Source organism: Shinella yambaruensis (genome assembly GCF_022899355.1).
GTDB classification, from domain to species: Bacteria; Pseudomonadota; Alphaproteobacteria; order Rhizobiales; family Rhizobiaceae; genus Shinella; species Shinella yambaruensis.
The window spans coordinates 248,586-263,880 of sequence record NZ_JALJCK010000010.1; the positions used below are offsets into that span (position 1 = coordinate 248,586).

The window sequence follows — 15,295 nt, forward strand, 5'->3', positions numbered from 1 at the left end:
GTCTGCCGGCAGCGTTTTTGCTTTTCCGCGAATCGCGAAAACGCTCTAGTTCTTTGTCTTCACGCCTCGAGCGAAAGGAACCGCCGCCATGACGGCGACGACCGACGACCGTTTCGCCCATTCCGCCTTCCTGCGGGCGCGCGGCACCGCGCAGGAAGGAAAGGTGGCTTTCGCCGAGCTCTTCTTCGACCTCGTCTTCGTGCTGACGATCATCCAGCTCTCCCATTCGCTGGCGGCGCACTATTCGCTGCTGGGCCTTGCCGAGGCGGCGATGCTGACGCTGGCGGTCTGGTGGGTATGGATCTACACGACCTGGGCGACGAACTGGCTGGACCCGGACAAGGCGCCGGTACGCCTCCTGCTCTTCGCCCTGATGTTCCTCGGCCTGATGCTGTCCATCGCCATCCCCACCGCCTTCGGCGCCGGCGGCCTGCTCTTCGCGCTCACCTATGTCGCCATGCAAGTCGGCCGCTCGGCCTTCACGGCCTTCGCGATGCGGCGCGACTGGCCGGAAAACAGCCTCAACTTCACGCGGATCACCGTCTGGACGGCGCTTTCCGCCGTGTTCTGGCTGGCGGGCGGCCTTGCCGGGCAGGAGGCGCGGCTCGTCCTCTGGCTGATCGCGCTCGGCATCGAATATGTCTCGCCGGCACTCGGCTTCGTCGTGCCGGGCCTCGGGCGCTCGGCCTTCGGCGACTGGCAGGTCTCCGGCGAGCACATGGCGGAGCGCTGCGCGCTCTTCGTCATCATCTGCCTTGGCGAGACGATCCTCGTCACCGGCCGCACGGTCGCGGGGATGGAACTGCTCGACGGTTTCACCATCATCCTGCTCGCGACGGCCTTCCTTTCGACCGCCACCATGTGGTGGATCTATTTCCGCTTCGGCCATGGCGAGGCGGCGCATCTCATCGAGCATTCGGCAACGCCGGGCCGCATCGCGCGCATGGCCTTCACCTATGCCCACATCCCTATCGTCGCCGGCATCATCCTGTCGGCGGTGGCCGAGGAGTTCGCGCTCGCCCATCCGCACGGCGCCACCGACGCCAAGACGGCGAGCGCCATCATCGGCGGGCCGGTCGTCTTCCTTTCGGGCAACATCTGGTTCAAGGCGGCGATCCGCGGCCGCTGGCCGCTGTCGCATCTCGCCGGCATCGGCGTGCTGCTCGCGCTCTCGGCGATCGTGCCCTTCGTCGAGCCCTACCAGCTCTTCATGGCCGCTGCCGCGGTGTTGCTCGGCGTCGCGCTCTGGGAGTTCCTGTCGCTGAAATCGACGCCTGCGGACGACGTCGCGACGGTCTAGGACATTTCCGCTTTTCTTCCAATCCCGAAAACGCTCCATCTGTTTGTTTTTTACGCAATTCCGGACGCAAAACCGCTTCGCACTTTTGCTGGAATTGCTCTAGGCATCGTCCGGCTCGTCGTCCGCATCCATCGTCTGGAGGATGTGGATGAGGTCTTCCATCGCTTCGGCCACCTGCAGGCAGCGCTCCGCCGGGGTCGGGGAGAGGGCGCGCTCGATCAGCCCGGTCTGGATGGCCATCGCCTCCTCGGTGAGGCTGCGGCCGGCCTCTGTCAGCGACAGGCGCAGCACGCGCTTGTCCTTCGCATCGGCCCTGCGCTCGATCAGGCCGCGCTTTTCGAGATGCGGCAGCAGCATGCTCATGTTGGAGCGGCCGACAAGCAGCTTTCGCGCCAATTCCTGCTGGGAAATGCCGTCGAAGCGGTAGAGGTTGACCAGGATGTCGAGATGCGGCGGCTTGATGCCGAGACCGGCGATCGCCCGGCTCATCGCCTGCTGCATGAGCTGGCAGGCGCGCGCCACGCCGATCCAGCTGCGAAAGCGCGGATGATCCCAGGGGAAGGCTTGATTTTTGTTCATCATTGTACTTTATTGTTCAGTATTGAACATTTTTATGGATTCCCACTATGGCATCCTTTGGATTGAAGGTCATCCGCCTGGCGCTGTCCGGCGTCGCCCGGTTTTCCCCGGATGCGGCCGGCCGCGCCGCTTTCCGCCTCTTTGCGACGACGCCCGGCCGCCGGCCGCGCACGGCGAAGGAGAAGGAGCTTTTCGCGCGTTCCGAGGGGTGGATGCGGCAGGCGGAGCGCGTGCCGCTCGCCTTTGCCGGCGGCAGGGCGATTGCGCACCGCTTCGCCGCGCGCCCGTGCCAGAGCTTTTCCGGCCGGGTGCTCGTGGTGCACGGCTGGGGCTCGCGCGCGGCCTATCTTTCGGCGCTGACGGAAGCGCTCGTGGCCGCCGGCCACGAGGTCGTGGCGCTCGACCTGCCGGGGCACGGTGCCGCGCGCGGGCGCACGCTGACGCTGCCGATGGCCGTCCGGGCGATCGACGCGGCCTGGCAACGGTTCGGCGGCTTCGACTATTTCTGCGGCCATTCCTTCGGCGGGGCCTCGCTCGCCTGTGCGGCGAGCGGCCTCGTGCCGTCGGTGCCGGCGCACCGGCCGCGCCGGCTGGTGACGATCGGCTCGCCGAGCGAGATGACCTGGCTGTTCAAGGACCTCGGCCGTTTCCTGAAGCTCGGGCCGAAGGCGCAGGTCGCGCTGGAGAACCATGTGGAGCGCATCGCCGGTGCGCCGCTTTCGGCCTTCGACGCGGCCAACGGGGCAGGGCGGCTGAAATCCCCCATGCTGGTCCTCCATGCGGAGGACGACAAGGAGGTGCCGGCGCTGCACGCCCGGCGCTACGCCGCCTCCGGCCCGAATGTCACGCTCGAATGGGCGAACGGTTTCGGCCATCGCCGCATCGTCTCCGCCGAGCCGGTGATCGACCGCATCGTGCAATTCCTTGCCGAGGATGCGGCGCGCATCGCCGCCTGACGGGCTTTCCGTCACGCGCCTGTCATGCAAGGGTGCGAAGCGCCGCAGCGGGCGCACAGCACGGGAGACAGGCATGAGCATCGTCACTTCGGTCGAGGAACTGAACGCGCTTTACGGCGCGCCGGGCGAGGCCTCGCTCGTCAAGGTGACGGACTACCTGCTGCCGGAATACCGCGCGATGATCGAGGCTTCACCCTTCATGGCGCTCGCCACCGTCGGGCCGGAAGGGCTCGATTGCTCGCCGCGCGGCGATGCCGGCGCCGTCATCCATATCGAGGACGAGCGCACGCTGATGCTGCCCGACTGGCGCGGCAACAACCGGATCGATTCGCTCTCCAACATCGTGCGCGATCCGCGCGTCGCGCTGATGTTCCTCATTCCCGGCTCCAACACGACCATGCGCCTCAACGGCCGCGCCGTGGTGCGCATCGATGCGGAGATCACCGGGCGCTTCGTGATGGACGGGAAACATCCGCGCTCCGTCGTCGTCATCACCATCGAGGAGGTCTATTCGCAATGCGCCCGCGCCGTGCTGCGCGCCGACCTCTGGAATCCGGAAAAGTTCCGCGATACGGCGTGCCTGCCGACGGTCGGGCAGATGCTCGCGTCGGCCAGGAAGGGTTTTGACGGCGCTGCCTATGACCGGGAATGGCCGGGCCGCGCCGCCAAGTCCATGTGGTGAACGCCGGCGAATATCCAGCCGTCGTCGCCCGTCTTGTCTTCGACAATGATCGGCCTCGGCCGGAAAGTGGAGCAGGGAATGCGAAAAGGACTTCTTGCGGCGGCTTTTGCCGCTGTGCTTGCGGTTTCGGCCGGCGCGGCCAGGGCGGATGAGCTGATCGAGAGCTACGGCGCCTATATCGGCCAGGACGATCTCTACAATTCCAGCAACGAGCGGCTGACGCAGCCCTGGCAGGTCATCCGCCAGGACCGCGCCAACGTGCACCGCTTCGGCGTGCGCCAGCCGGGCGACGACCTCGACAGCTTCTTCGCGTCCCCGCGCAACCGCGAGCTTGCCGAGCGCATGATCCGCGCCGGCCGCATCGAGCGCAGCGCCGCCCGCCGGCTGCTCGACGGCGATGTGCAGATCCATGTCGAAATCTGGCGCGGCGCGGGAGGCGACTATATCAACATCTCGGTCAACTAGAGCATTTCCGCTTCTCTCCGAATCGCGAAAACGCTCTAACCCTTTGTTTTTCCGCATTTCCGGACGCAAAGCCGCTTCGCACTTTTGCTGGAAATGCTCCAGCCGCCGCCTCGCTGCGGCCGTGCTCCTGCTGGCCGCGTCGCCGGCCGGTGCGGCGGAGCCCGATCTTGCGGCCCGCCTGGAGCTGCTGGTGGCCGCCTATCCGGAAAGCCTTGCCGGGGTCGAGGGAAACACGCTCCTCTTCAAGGACGGCGGCCCGCCGCTTCAGATCGACGACGGCAGGACGAAGGACCACCAGACCGCGCTGGCCACCGGCGACGTCGAGGACAGCCTTCGGCAGATCTACCCGCTCGGCGCCTGCGAGAGGACGCCGGAGGTCGATTTCGACCCCGGCCGCATCCGCAGCGATGCGCTGATGATGCGGCTCTACGGGGCCTCGGCGAGGGCGGTCTCGGCCGATCTCGTGCCGGTGGAATGGTTCGGCGAGACGCTGCGCGTGACGAAGCGCCAGGGGGCCGCGGCGGCGCTGGAAAAGGTGCGCGACGCGCTTGCCGCAAGGCCGGAGCTGAAGCGCTATCTCTCGCCCTCGGCGGGCGTCTTCAACTGGCGCAAGGTTTCCGGCGCGAAGAACATGTCCGTGCACAGTTTCGGCGCGGCGCTCGATCTCAACACGAAATTCGCGGACTACTGGGTCTGGTCGGGCGGCAAGCCCGGCAAGGTGCCGGGATACGCCAACAAATATCCGCTCGAGATCGTCGAGATCTTCGAGCGGCACGGCTTCGTCTGGGGCGGGCGCTGGTATCACTACGATACGATGCACTTCGAATATCGCCCGGACCTCATCGCCATCGCGAAAGCGGCAGGCGCTTCCGCCTGCCGCTGAGGGGGTCGTGGGGGCCGCCCACCTCTTCCGGGACATCAATCGCGGACGATGACCGTCGTGCCCGTCGTGACCTGGGCATAGAGGTGCTCGACATCCTCGTTCGCCATGCGGATGCAGCCGGACGACTGCGCCTTGCCGAGCGAGGAGGGCTGGTTGGTGCCGTGGATGCGGTAGATGGTCGAGCCGAGATAGATGGCGCGCGAGCCGAGCGGGTTTTCGAGGCCGCCCTTCATCGAGACCGGCAGGATCTTGCCCTTCTTCGCCTCGCGGGCGCGCATGTCCTCCGGCGGCGTCCAGATCGGCCATTCGGCCTTGCGCGTCACCTTTTCCGAGCCGGTCCACAGGAAGCCTTCGCGGCCGACGCTGACGGCATATTTCATGGCGAGGCCGGAACCGAGCACATGATAGAGGCGGCGCTCCGAATTGTCGATGATGATCGTGCCCGGCGCGACCTTCTCGCCGAATGCGACGAGCTCGCGGGCGATCGGCGCGCGGGAGACGGCGGCGATCTTCTTCTCCGACTTCACCGGCTTGCCGCCCGAAAGGACCTGCAGCCAGCCCGTCTTCTGGGTGGAGGAGGAGAGCGAGGCGACCTCGACCGGATCGACCGCCCTGTCGGCGGCGACGGCTGCGCCTGCGGTGGAAAGGAGGCCTGCGAAGAGTGCGATGGCGAGCGTTTTCATTGTCCTGGTCCCTGTTTCCGGCCGGCGGCTTTATGCCCGGCGCCTTGTTCTGATGGGGACGTTGTAGGACAGCGGTGCCGGCCGCGATGTTCCGGCGGGAACAGGCCTCTCGCCCTGTCAGAAGGGCTGGATCCAGATGAGGCTGCTCAGCATCAGGACGGTCAGCATCGTCAGTTCGAAAAATCCGGTCTACATGGCGTGTTCCTCCCGCGTCTGGAACGCGTGGCGGGCGCGGCGGTTCCACCCGGGAGGCCAGAATGCGGAACGGCGCCCGCAGGCGCCGTTTTCGGGAAGTGCGGGCCGCCTACTTGCGGTAGATCAGCCAGCTCTTGGTGAAATCCTTCTTCATGCCGTCCTCGAAGGGCATGGTGCGGTTGCGCCCGCCGTTCTTGGCGCAATAGAGGGCGATGTCGGCCTTGGAATAGAGCTCGCCCGGGCCTTCCGCCCAGGAGGCCATGCAGAAGCCGAGCGAGATGGTGATCGGGCCGTAGTTGACGCCGGTCTTGGAGTTCTTGAAGGGCGTGTGCTCCAGCGCGATGCGGATGCGCTCGGCGATCGCCATGGCCTCTTCCTCGGTATTGCCCTCGACGATCATCGCGAATTCCTCCCCGCCGGTGCGGGCGACGAGGATGTCCTTGCGCACGTTCGCGCGGATCAGGCTGCCGACGGAGGCGAGGATCTTGTCGCCGACGGGATGGCCATAGGTGTCGTTGATCTTCTTGAAATGGTCGATATCGGCGAGGATCAGCGCGGTGACGTTGCGCGACAAGGTCGAGTTGTAGATGGCGGAGAGCTTGTCGTCGAAGGCGCGGCGGTTGGAAAGCTGCGTCAGGGAATCCGTGTTGGCGATGCGCTTGTACTCGTCGAGTTCCTTGCGCACGATGTCCATCTCGATCGACTTCTGCGCGACGTTCTGCACCATCTCCTTGCCCTGGCTGATGGTGTCGCCGGTCGCCTCCGTCAGCACGCCGATGACGCTCTTGATGATGTCGACGCTGGTGGCGCTCTTGCCGCTGATGCGCACGAAGGTCTCGTCGAGCAGCCTGTTGTAGCTTTCGAGCGAGGTCTGCTCCTGCTTGAGGAGGCGCAGCAGGCCCTCGAGCTCGCCGGCGATCCGCGTGTGCACGCCGTCGATGGCGGTGGCGCCGTGGTGATGGCCGAAATACTGGGCGCCGATCTCGTCCAGTTCCTCCTGCGAGGCCTTGCTGCCGAGCGCGGCGAGCTCCCGCGTCAGCTTGGGGTTGGAACCGATGTAGGCCTCATAGAACAGCTCGTAGTTCCGCGGGATGGGAGAGACCCCCATTATGCGCATCGCATAGGTCACTTGCGCGGCGATATCCGGCACCTGGACCTTTTGCGCAACGGCCGTGTTCATGTCGGCTGCTCCTGATTTCCTTCGTTGGCTCCCGACCCGCAAAATTAGACATAAATGCTTTGGGAATGATTAACGGTTGCAGGTGCCGCAACGGCAGGCGGACATCAAAAAAGGCCGCAGATTCAATGATCTGCGGCCCTTGTAGAAGAATTTTCGAAAATTCTGCCTCAACCCGGCATAATCATTTTTTCCGGGCGTACAACCGCGTCGAATTCCTCGTTCGTGACATAGCCGCCGCCCACGGCTTCCTCGCGCAGCGTGGTGCCGTTCTTGTGCGCGGTCTTGGCGATCTTGGCGGCGTTGTCGTAGCCGATCTTCGGGGCGAGCGCGGTGACGAGCATCAGCGAACGGTCGAGCGCGGCCTTGATGTTGTCCTCGCGGGCCTCGATGCCCACGACGCAATTGTCCGTGAAGGAGATTGCGGCGTCGGAGAGGAGCTGGACGGACTGCAGGAAGTTGTAGGCCATCAGCGGGTTGAAGACGTTCAGCTCGAAATGGCCCTGGCTGCCGGCGAAGGTGAGGGAGGCGTGATTGCCGAAGACCTGGGCGCAGACCTGGGTGAGGGCCTCGCACTGGGTCGGGTTGACCTTGCCGGGCATGATGGACGAGCCGGGTTCGTTTTCCGGCAGCGCCAGCTCGCCGAGGCCCGAGCGCGGGCCGGAGCCGAGGAAGCGGATGTCGTTGGCGATCTTGAACAGCGCGGCGGCGGCCGCATTGATCGCGCCGTGCGAGAACACCATAGAATCGTGGGCGGCCAGCGCCTCGAACTTGTTCGGCGCGGTCTTGAAGTCGATGCCGGTGATCGCGGTGATGTGCGCGGCGACCTTTTCGGCGAAGCCGACCGGGGCGTTGAGGCCGGTGCCGACGGCGGTGCCGCCCTGGGCGAGCTCGCACAGGCCCGGCAGCGTCATCTCGACGCGCTTGATGGAGGAGGCGACCTGCGCGGCGTAGCCGGAGAATTCCTGGCCGAGCGTCAGCGGGGTGGCGTCCTGCGTGTGCGTGCGGCCGATCTTGATGATGTGGTCGAAGGCCTTCACCTTGGCTTCGAGGGCCGCATGCAGGTGCTTCAGCGCCGGCAGCAGGTCATGGACTATGCGCTCGGCGCAGGCGATGTGCATGGCCGTCGGATAGGTGTCGTTCGACGACTGGCTCATATTGACGTGGTCGTTCGGATGGACCGGCTTCTTCGAGCCCATGACGCCGCCGAGCATCTCGATCGCCCGGTTGGAGATCACCTCGTTGGCGTTCATGTTCGACTGGGTGCCCGAGCCCGTCTGCCAGACGACGAGCGGGAAATGATCGTTGAGCTTGCCGTCGATGACTTCCTGGGCCGCTTCCGTGATCGCCTTGCCGATGGCGGGGTCGAGGCGGTTCAGCTCCATGTTGGCGCGGGCGGCGGCCTGCTTGACGATGCCGAGCGCACGCACGACCGACAGCGGCTGCTTTTCCCAGCCGATCTTGAAGTTGCCGAGCGAGCGCTGGGCCTGCGCGCCCCAATAGCGGCTGTTCTCCACTTCGATGGGGCCGAATGTATCCGTTTCCGTGCGCGTCGATGTCATTGTGCTTCCCGCTAAATACCCATGCGCTTCGGTGAGCCGCCGGCGATGCCGCCGCATGGGAGGCGGCAGGCCGGGCACGCGCGTGCCCCCAAGGCCCCGCGCTGGCGCGAAAAAATCGCGCAAATCTCTGGCCCATCTGCGACGGGGTTGCAAGGGGCGGAATGACCGTGCGGGACGAGACTTTGGGTTAAAATCGATTAGGCCGGCGCGCGGTCGCCGGCAGGCCCGGCCGGGGCTTCCGGCGCTGTGCCTTTTCCATCACAATCGTCCGCTCGTTTTTTTTCGCGCTCCGGGCGCGTCCTCGGGGATTTGCGCTTCCCGCGGAAAAAATCGCCGGCAATTCAAATTTTTACCGGGCCTCATCCGTCTGGCTTGCCAGGTCAGGCGTCACGGATTCGTGAGGTTTTGCGGAGAGGGCGGGAAGGGGCGTTTCCTTTTCATCAACCATCCTTTCCTATAACTTACCGGCCTGCTGGTTCGGGCGCCGCCAGAGACCGTGACGTACGGTTCATTCGGGGAATGGAATACAGATGAAGCTTACCAAGACTGCCATGCTGGCCGCCACGCTGGCTCTCTCCTGCGCCACCATTTCGCTCCATGCGACACCCGCCAACGCCCTTACCGTCATGGAATGGCTGAACGGCAAGAAGAAGCAGAAGGCCGAGCCGCTCCCCGGCGTCACGACCGGCGTGGCGCTGCCCGGCGCCGAGACGAAGCAGGCGGCAAAGCCGCTGCCGCGCGTCACCGGCCCGCGCTACTACACCTACAAGGCGGACGCCCTGAAGCGCGTCGCCGTCGATACGCTCGCCGACCCGGTCGTCACCAGCTCCATTTCGGCCGATGTGGCGCCGGCCGGCGATGCGGGCGTGCGCGCCGCCTTCTCCACCGTCGACGTGCGTGCGACGCCGGATGCCGCCAAGGCGGTCGAGACCTTCTACGGTACGCAGAGGAAATTCGTCTGGATCGACGGCACCGGCATCAACGACAAGGCGAAGACCGCCATCGCGGTGCTGGCCGATGCGGCGTCCGTGGGCCTCGACCCCTGGGACTATGCGGTCAAGATTCCGGCGGAAAGCTTCGACGGCGCCGACATGAATGCGCGCTACAGCGAGCTCGCCGCCTTCGAGGTCGGCCTTTCCGCCGCCGTCGCCACCTATGTGCAGGACGCCGTGCGCGGCCGCATCGATCCGAACCGGATTTCCGGCTACCACGACTTCAAGCGCAAGGAGGTCAACCTCGTCGCGGCGCTGAAGAACGTGGCGATGAGCAGCAATGTCAGGGGCTATCTCGAAAGCCGCTCGCCGGCGAGCGGCGATTTCCGGGCGCTGAAGGCGGAGCTCGCCAAGCTGAGGGCCGAGACGTCGGGCGAGGACCGCGTCGTCATCGCCGAGGACACGCTGCTGAAGCCGGGCCAGAGCAACCCGGAGCTTGCCAATGTCGTCAAGGGCATCGTCAAGCACGGCTCGGATGCGCTGAAGACCGATCATTCGCTTGCCATCGCCACCTACAAGGACACGCCGGAATACACGCCCGAGCTGGTCGCGCTCGTCGAGGCCTTCCAGAAGGAGAACGGGCTGAAGCCGGACGGCGTCGTCGGCAAGGCATCGATCCGCAAGCTCACGGGCGGCGATTCGGTCGCCGACAAGATCGCCAAGCTGGAAGTGGCGCTGGAACAGGCGCGCTGGCTGCCGGTCGATCTCGGCGCCCGCCACGTCTTCATCAACCAGCCGGCCTTCCAGGTCTATTACCATGAGGACGGCGCGGAGAAGTTCTCGATGCGCACGGTGGTCGGCTCGAAATCGAACCAGACCTATTTCTTCGAGGACAAGGTGCAGACCGTCGAGGTGAACCCCTATTGGGGCGTGCCGCAGTCGATCATCATCAACGAGATGCTGCCGAAGCTCCGGAACGATCCGTCCTATCTCGACCGCATGGGCTACGAGGTTGCCGTCGGCGGCCGCGCGGTGGCGTCGTCCTCGGTCAACTGGTACGGATCGACCGCCGGCGTTTCCGTTCGCCAGCCGCCGAGCGGCGACAATGCGCTGGGGGAACTGAAGATCCTGTTCCCGAACAGCCATGCCATCTACATGCACGACACGCCGTCGAAGAGCTTCTTCAAGAGGGACATGCGGGCGTTGAGCCATGGCTGCGTGCGCCTTGCCGAGCCCCGCAAGATGGCGGCCGCCGTGCTGGGCATCAGCGAGGCGGAGGTCGGCAAGGAAATCGCCGCCGGCCGCAACAAGGCGCTGAACGTCAAGGCGGATATCCCGATCTACATCGCCTATTTCACCGCCTGGCCGAACAAGGACGGCGTGGTCGAGTATTTCGACGACGTCTATGACCGCGACAGCTACATGCGCAAGGCCTTCACCGCCACGCAGAAGGCGCGGCAGGGGGAGGGCTGACCGAGCCCTCCGCTTCAGCTCAGCGGATCCTTCCCGGCAATGGAATGTGAGGCGCCCTCATCGGGCGCCTCTTTCGTTGAGCGATCGTCCTGAAAGCCGATTGGCCGGGAAATCAGGAGCCTGCCGCCATCAGTTCCGCATGGGAATTGAAGAAGCGCTCGAGGCCGTACTGCTTGCCGAACATGATGTCGTGCTGCAGGAAGCGGAAGTCGCGCACCAGCGGGTCGATCGCCTTCTTGCGGGCCCAGCCGGCCGTGCCGTTGCCCTTGGCGTCGATCAGCATGTAGCGGTCGATGACGCGCAGCTTGTCGTGCACCGCGCCGAGGAAGCCGGTGTAGTAGGGATGCTCGAAGCCGGCTTCCTTGAGGATGTAGTAGGACAGGAAGGCCGGACTGATCGTGCCGATCTCCTTTTGCGCGCCGGATTTGTTCGACCAGATGACGAGCGGGGTCTCGTGCTCCTTCTTCATCTGCTCGGGAGACCCCTTGCGCGAGGCGGTGATGCCCTTCATGTAGCCGGAATTCCTGTAGACCGTGTTGAGCGGCGGAAGATGGTCGCCGAAGACGACGATGATCGTCTCGCGGTCGCGTTGCTTCGCCCAGTCCATCAGCATCTTCAGGCTGCTGTCGGCTTCCTTGACGCCCTGGGCGTAGCTTGCCAGCATGCGGTTGTCGCGGGCGTCGAGCCTGCCGTCGACCTTGATGTCGGTCTTCGCGTAGCGGCCGTCGTCATAGGGGCCGTGGCCCTGCAGGGTGACGGTGAAGAAGAAGAACGGGTCATCCTGCATGTCCGCCTGGCGGATGAGCTCCTTCGTCAGCGCCTCGTCGGAGGTGAAGTTGCCGCGCTTTTCCAGCGGAGGCATCTTCTCGACGTCCTTGAAGGTCTCGAAGCCGAAGGCCTTGTAGACGCTCGTGCGGTTCCAGAACCAGCCGGAGAACGGGTGGATGGCGCGCGCGGTATAGCCTTCCGCCCGGAAGAAGGTAGCGAGCGAAGGGATCGGCTTGCGCACATATTGCTGGTAGGGGATCGAGCCCATCGGCAGGAAGGCGTTGGAAAAGCCCGTCAGCGCCTCGAACTCGACATTGGCGGTCAGCCCGCCGAATTCCGGGGAGAAGACGCCGCCGCCCTGGTTCTCGCGGATCACCGGCATCGGGTCGGCCGAGAGCTTCACGCTTTCAAGGCGTGTCGGGTCCCACAGCGATTCGCTCATGACGACGATGACGTCAGGCTTGCCGCGGTGGCTCGTGCCGACCGGCATGGGCTTGGACGGGATCTTGTCGATCGCCTCGGTCATGTAGCCGGCAGGAGTCTGCACGTTGGCCATCGGCAGGTTGATGGCGAAGGCCATGACGAAGCCGTTGTGGCGATAGTTCTCCGCCTGGTCCCACATGATCGGGAAGACCTTCAGCCGGTCGCGGACCCAGGAGAACTCGTTGTAGTCCATGACGGAGACGAAGCCGACCAGAAGCGGCAGCGCGACGGCAAGCCGCGTCAGGCGCTCCTTCTTCGTCAGCGGCCGGAAACGGCGCCAGGCGAAGACCCAGAGGCTGACAAGGCCGACGACCGAGGCAAGCACGGCGAGCGCGAGGAGGGCGGCCGTCCACGGCCGGTCCTGCACCAGCACCGGCATCAGCTCCAGGATCTGGCGGCCGAAGAGAAGGTCCGTCGGATAGAGCGGATCGGTGAGGAAGACCTGCTTCTGCTGGGAGATCACGCCCATCAGCACGACGAGCGGCGAGACGAGCAGGACGGCCTTGTGCTGGCGGCCGATCAGCGCGTCGATGGCGAGATAGAGCAGGAAGAAGACGCCGGTCGTCGTCCAGGCCGGCTGTCCGGGATTGGTGAAATAACTCCATGTCTGGTCGAGCGAGCCGCGCGTGACGAATTCGACGACGACGACGGTGAGGAGCGCGAGAAGCCCGGAAACGGCAAGCGAACGCAGGACGGCGAGCGCCTTGGCGTGACGCGCGAAGAAGCCTGCCTCGGCGGCGATCTCTTCGTTTGCATTGATCGCCACGGTGGCGGAGGTGAGCAGGGCCAAGGCCGTCTCCAGATTTCATGAAAGTTTCGTGTATCTGTCATACGGTTGTCATCTTGAACAGGAGATGAACGTTTTCTGCAACGTTCTTCCCCTGTTTTGGTTCCTGCGCCGCAGGGCTGCGGTGGCGCGCCGAACCCCTTGAAAACCGGACATTTCCGCCGAAAGCGCCGGCAAAGGTTCCGCCCTTCATTCCCAAAACGCCCGCCATGCTCTAAAGAGCTTGTCGACCGTTCGAGAGTGCGACAGCGACGCGCGGCCGCAGGCTCGGGCACCAGCAGGAGATGGGTCCGCAGACATGACTTCCGATCAAGACATGACCTCAGATCAGGGCAGGGCGACGCTGCGCATCGCGGTTGCGCAATTGAACCCGACCGTCGGCGACGTCGCCGGCAACCTCGCCAAGGCGCGCGCTGCCCGCGAGGATGCCGCCCGGCAGGGCGCCGACCTGCTGCTCCTGACCGAACTCTTCATCTCCGGCTATCCGCCGGAAGACCTCGTGCTGAAGCCCGCCTTCCTGAAGGCCTGCCGGCGCGCCGTCGACGATCTCGCTGCCGATACCGCCAGGGGCGGCCCCGGCGTCATCATCGGCTTTCCAAGGCAGGACGAGACGGGGCGCTACAACGCGGTCGCCGTCATCGACGGCGGCAAGGTGATCGCGGTGCGCGACAAGGTGGACCTGCCGAACTACGGCGAATTCGACGAAAAACGCGTCTTCGACCAGGGCGCGATGCCGGGTCCCGTCAATTTCCGTGGCGTGCGCCTCGGCATCCCGATCTGCGAGGACATCTGGGGCGATCTCGGCGTCTGCGAGACGCTGGCCGAGAGCGGCGCGGAAATCCTGCTGTCGCCGAACGGCTCGCCCTACTATCGCGGCAAGGTCGACATCCGCCACCAGGTCGCCCTGAAGCAGGTCATCGAGACCGGCCTGCCGCTCATCTACGCCAACCAGCTCGGCGGCCAGGACGAGCTGGTCTTCGACGGCGCCAGCTTCGCCTTCAACGCCGACAAGTCGCTCGCCTTCCAGATGAGCCAGTTCGAGGAGACGATCGCGCTGACCACCTGGAAGAAGCGTGCGGACGGCTGGGTCTGCGACGGCGGGCCGACGTCGCGCATTCCCGAGAAGGAGGAGGCGGACTACCGCGCCTGCCTGCTCGGCTTTCGCGACTACGTCAACAAGAACGGCTTCAAGAACGTCGTGCTCGGCCTGTCCGGCGGCATCGATTCGGCGATCTGCGCGGCGATCGCCGTCGATGCGCTCGGCGAGGAACGGGTGCGCTGCATCATGATGCCCTATCGCTATACGTCGAGGGATTCGCTGAAGGACGCGGCCGATTGCGCCCGGCTGCTCGGCTGCCGCTACGACATCGTGCCGATCGAGGCGCCGGTGACCGGCTTCCTCTCCTCGCTTTCGGAGCTCTTCGAGGGCACCGAGGAAGGCATTACCGAGGAGAACCTCCAGAGCCGCGCGCGCGGAACCATCCTCATGGCGGTCTCCAACAAGTTCGGCTCGATGGTCGTCACGACCGGCAACAAGTCGGAGATGTCGGTCGGCTATGCGACGCTCTACGGCGACATGAACGGCGGCTTCAACCCGATCAAGGACCTCTACAAGATGCAGGTCTACGCCATTTCGCGCTGGCGCAACGCACATGTGCCGCCGGGCGCGCTCGGGCCGACGGGAGAGGTGATCCCGAAGAACATCATCGACAAGGCACCGTCCGCGGAGCTGCGCCCCAACCAGACCGACCAGGATTCGCTGCCGCCCTATCCGGTGCTCGACGACATCCTCGAATGCCTGGTGGAGCTGGAGATGAGCACCGAGGAGATCGTCGCACGCGGGCATGACGCGGCGACCGTGCACCGGATCGAGCACCTGCTCTACATCGCCGAATACAAGCGCCGCCAGTCCGCCCCAGGCGTGAAGATTACCAAGAAGAATTTCGGCCGCGACCGGCGCTACCCGATCACCAACCGCTATCGCGACCGGGGGTAGGGCGTGGACGGGCCTGCCGACGCGCCGGCCGCTCGCCCGGCCTTCACCGAGGAGGAAATCCGGCTGATCCGGCTGTGGTCGCTGAGCGACCTTTCAGCCGGACGGCAGCTTTTGGCGCAGATCGCCTATTTCGCGACGCCGGCGGTTTTCGGCCTCTACGGCCTTGCGACCGGCGGCCTCGTCGTCCTCGGCGTCGCCTTCCTCTCCATCCTGCTTCTCCTCGCCTGGGGGTTCGTCACCACCTGGCGCGACCAGCGCAACCTCGTCCTGATGCAGTCGATCTGCCGGAAACTCTCGGCGGGCGAGGAGAGGGGGCCTGAGGGCTTCCCAGATCCGGCCAGCCGGAGTTAAGTTTTCGCTCACCAGCCCGCTTA

General features: G+C 65.3%; 13 protein-coding genes. 8 read left to right on the plus strand and 5 right to left on the minus strand.

The features are described from left to right. Window positions 1-88 precede the first annotated feature (88 nt). On the plus strand, window positions 89-1,300 hold the full coding sequence (locus MUU56_RS23210; RefSeq protein ID WP_244769632.1) for a low temperature requirement protein A: 1,212 nt from the start codon (window positions 89-91) through the stop codon (window positions 1,298-1,300). A gap of 99 nt (window positions 1,301-1,399) precedes the next feature. Here the strand turns inward: MUU56_RS23210 and MUU56_RS23215 are convergent, their stop codons facing one another. After that, complete coding sequence (locus tag MUU56_RS23215) at window positions 1,400-1,879, minus strand: MarR family winged helix-turn-helix transcriptional regulator (RefSeq protein ID WP_244769633.1); 480 nt, start codon at window positions 1,877-1,879, stop codon at window positions 1,400-1,402. A 47-nt stretch (window positions 1,880-1,926) separates the two neighbouring features. Here MUU56_RS23215 and MUU56_RS23220 point away from each other — a divergent pair, with 47 nt between their 5' ends. From MUU56_RS23220 to MUU56_RS23235, 4 genes are all read left to right on the plus strand, one after another. Further along, window positions 1,927-2,835 carry an alpha/beta hydrolase gene (locus tag MUU56_RS23220; protein ID WP_244769634.1) on the plus strand — a complete coding sequence of 303 codons (909 nt, stop codon included), beginning with the start codon at window positions 1,927-1,929 and terminating at the stop codon, window positions 2,833-2,835. Window positions 2,836-2,908: 73 nt separating this feature from the next. Next, a complete protein-coding gene (locus MUU56_RS23225) occupies window positions 2,909-3,517 on the plus strand; it encodes a pyridoxamine 5'-phosphate oxidase family protein (RefSeq protein WP_244769635.1) in 609 nt (202 codons plus the stop codon). A 78-nt stretch (window positions 3,518-3,595) separates the two neighbouring features. Further along, window positions 3,596-3,982, plus strand: coding sequence for a hypothetical protein (locus tag MUU56_RS23230; protein ID WP_244769636.1), 387 nt, complete (start codon window positions 3,596-3,598; stop codon window positions 3,980-3,982). Window positions 3,983-4,103: 121 nt separating this feature from the next. Then, complete coding sequence (locus MUU56_RS23235) at window positions 4,104-4,865, plus strand: M15 family metallopeptidase (protein WP_244769637.1); 762 nt, start codon at window positions 4,104-4,106, stop codon at window positions 4,863-4,865. Window positions 4,866-4,900: 35 nt separating this feature from the next. On the opposite strand, the gene MUU56_RS23240 is transcribed toward MUU56_RS23235, so the two are convergent. The 3 genes from MUU56_RS23240 to fumC form a co-directional block, all read right to left on the minus strand. Further along, window positions 4,901-5,548: a L,D-transpeptidase gene (locus tag MUU56_RS23240; RefSeq protein WP_244769638.1), complete on the minus strand. Its 648-nt coding sequence runs from the start codon at window positions 5,546-5,548 to the stop codon at window positions 4,901-4,903. 304 nt (window positions 5,549-5,852) lie between these two features. After that, entirely contained in the window at window positions 5,853-6,923 is a 1,071-nt protein-coding gene (locus MUU56_RS23245) for a GGDEF domain-containing protein (RefSeq protein ID WP_244769639.1), read from the minus strand. Between the two features lie 167 nt (window positions 6,924-7,090). Further along, window positions 7,091-8,539: a class II fumarate hydratase gene (fumC, locus tag MUU56_RS23250; protein ID WP_317633302.1), complete on the minus strand. Its 1,449-nt coding sequence runs from the start codon at window positions 8,537-8,539 to the stop codon at window positions 7,091-7,093. A gap of 473 nt (window positions 8,540-9,012) precedes the next feature. Here fumC and MUU56_RS23255 point away from each other — a divergent pair, with 473 nt between their 5' ends. Then, on the plus strand, window positions 9,013-10,887 hold the full coding sequence (locus MUU56_RS23255) for a L,D-transpeptidase family protein (RefSeq protein WP_244769641.1): 1,875 nt from the start codon (window positions 9,013-9,015) through the stop codon (window positions 10,885-10,887). A 112-nt stretch (window positions 10,888-10,999) separates the two neighbouring features. On the opposite strand, the gene MUU56_RS23260 is transcribed toward MUU56_RS23255, so the two are convergent. Further along, window positions 11,000-12,928, minus strand: coding sequence for an LTA synthase family protein (locus MUU56_RS23260; RefSeq protein ID WP_398431432.1), 1,929 nt, complete (start codon window positions 12,926-12,928; stop codon window positions 11,000-11,002). A 313-nt stretch (window positions 12,929-13,241) separates the two neighbouring features. Here MUU56_RS23260 and MUU56_RS23265 point away from each other — a divergent pair, with 313 nt between their 5' ends. Further along, window positions 13,242-14,921, plus strand: a complete 1,680-nt coding sequence (locus tag MUU56_RS23265; protein ID WP_244769642.1) for an NAD+ synthase — start codon at window positions 13,242-13,244, stop codon at window positions 14,919-14,921. Window positions 14,922-14,924: 3 nt separating this feature from the next. After that, the gene (locus MUU56_RS23270; protein ID WP_244769643.1) at window positions 14,925-15,272 is read left to right on the plus strand and encodes a hypothetical protein; all 348 of its coding nucleotides are present in this window, start codon (window positions 14,925-14,927) and stop codon (window positions 15,270-15,272) included. The last annotated feature ends 23 nt before the right edge of the window (window positions 15,273-15,295 follow it).

Coding starts and splice junctions, on each gene's coding strand:
- MUU56_RS23245 (WP_244769639.1), bottom strand. CDS start 6,923: ATGAACACGGCCGTTGCGCAAAAGGTCCAGGTGCCGGATATCGCCGCG.
- MUU56_RS23255 (WP_244769641.1), top strand. CDS start 9,013: ATGAAGCTTACCAAGACTGCCATGCTGGCCGCCACGCTGGCTCTCTCC.
- MUU56_RS23230 (WP_244769636.1), top strand. CDS start 3,596: ATGCGAAAAGGACTTCTTGCGGCGGCTTTTGCCGCTGTGCTTGCGGTT.
- fumC (WP_317633302.1), bottom strand. CDS start 8,539: ATGCGGCGGCATCGCCGGCGGCTCACCGAAGCGCATGGGTATTTAGCG.
- MUU56_RS23215 (WP_244769633.1), bottom strand. CDS start 1,879: ATGAACAAAAATCAAGCCTTCCCCTGGGATCATCCGCGCTTTCGCAGC.
- MUU56_RS23240 (WP_244769638.1), bottom strand. CDS start 5,548: ATGAAAACGCTCGCCATCGCACTCTTCGCAGGCCTCCTTTCCACCGCA.
- MUU56_RS23220 (WP_244769634.1), top strand. CDS start 1,927: ATGGCATCCTTTGGATTGAAGGTCATCCGCCTGGCGCTGTCCGGCGTC.
- MUU56_RS23210 (WP_244769632.1), top strand. CDS start 89: ATGACGGCGACGACCGACGACCGTTTCGCCCATTCCGCCTTCCTGCGG.
- MUU56_RS23265 (WP_244769642.1), top strand. CDS start 13,242: ATGACCTCAGATCAGGGCAGGGCGACGCTGCGCATCGCGGTTGCGCAA.
- MUU56_RS23225 (WP_244769635.1), top strand. CDS start 2,909: ATGAGCATCGTCACTTCGGTCGAGGAACTGAACGCGCTTTACGGCGCG.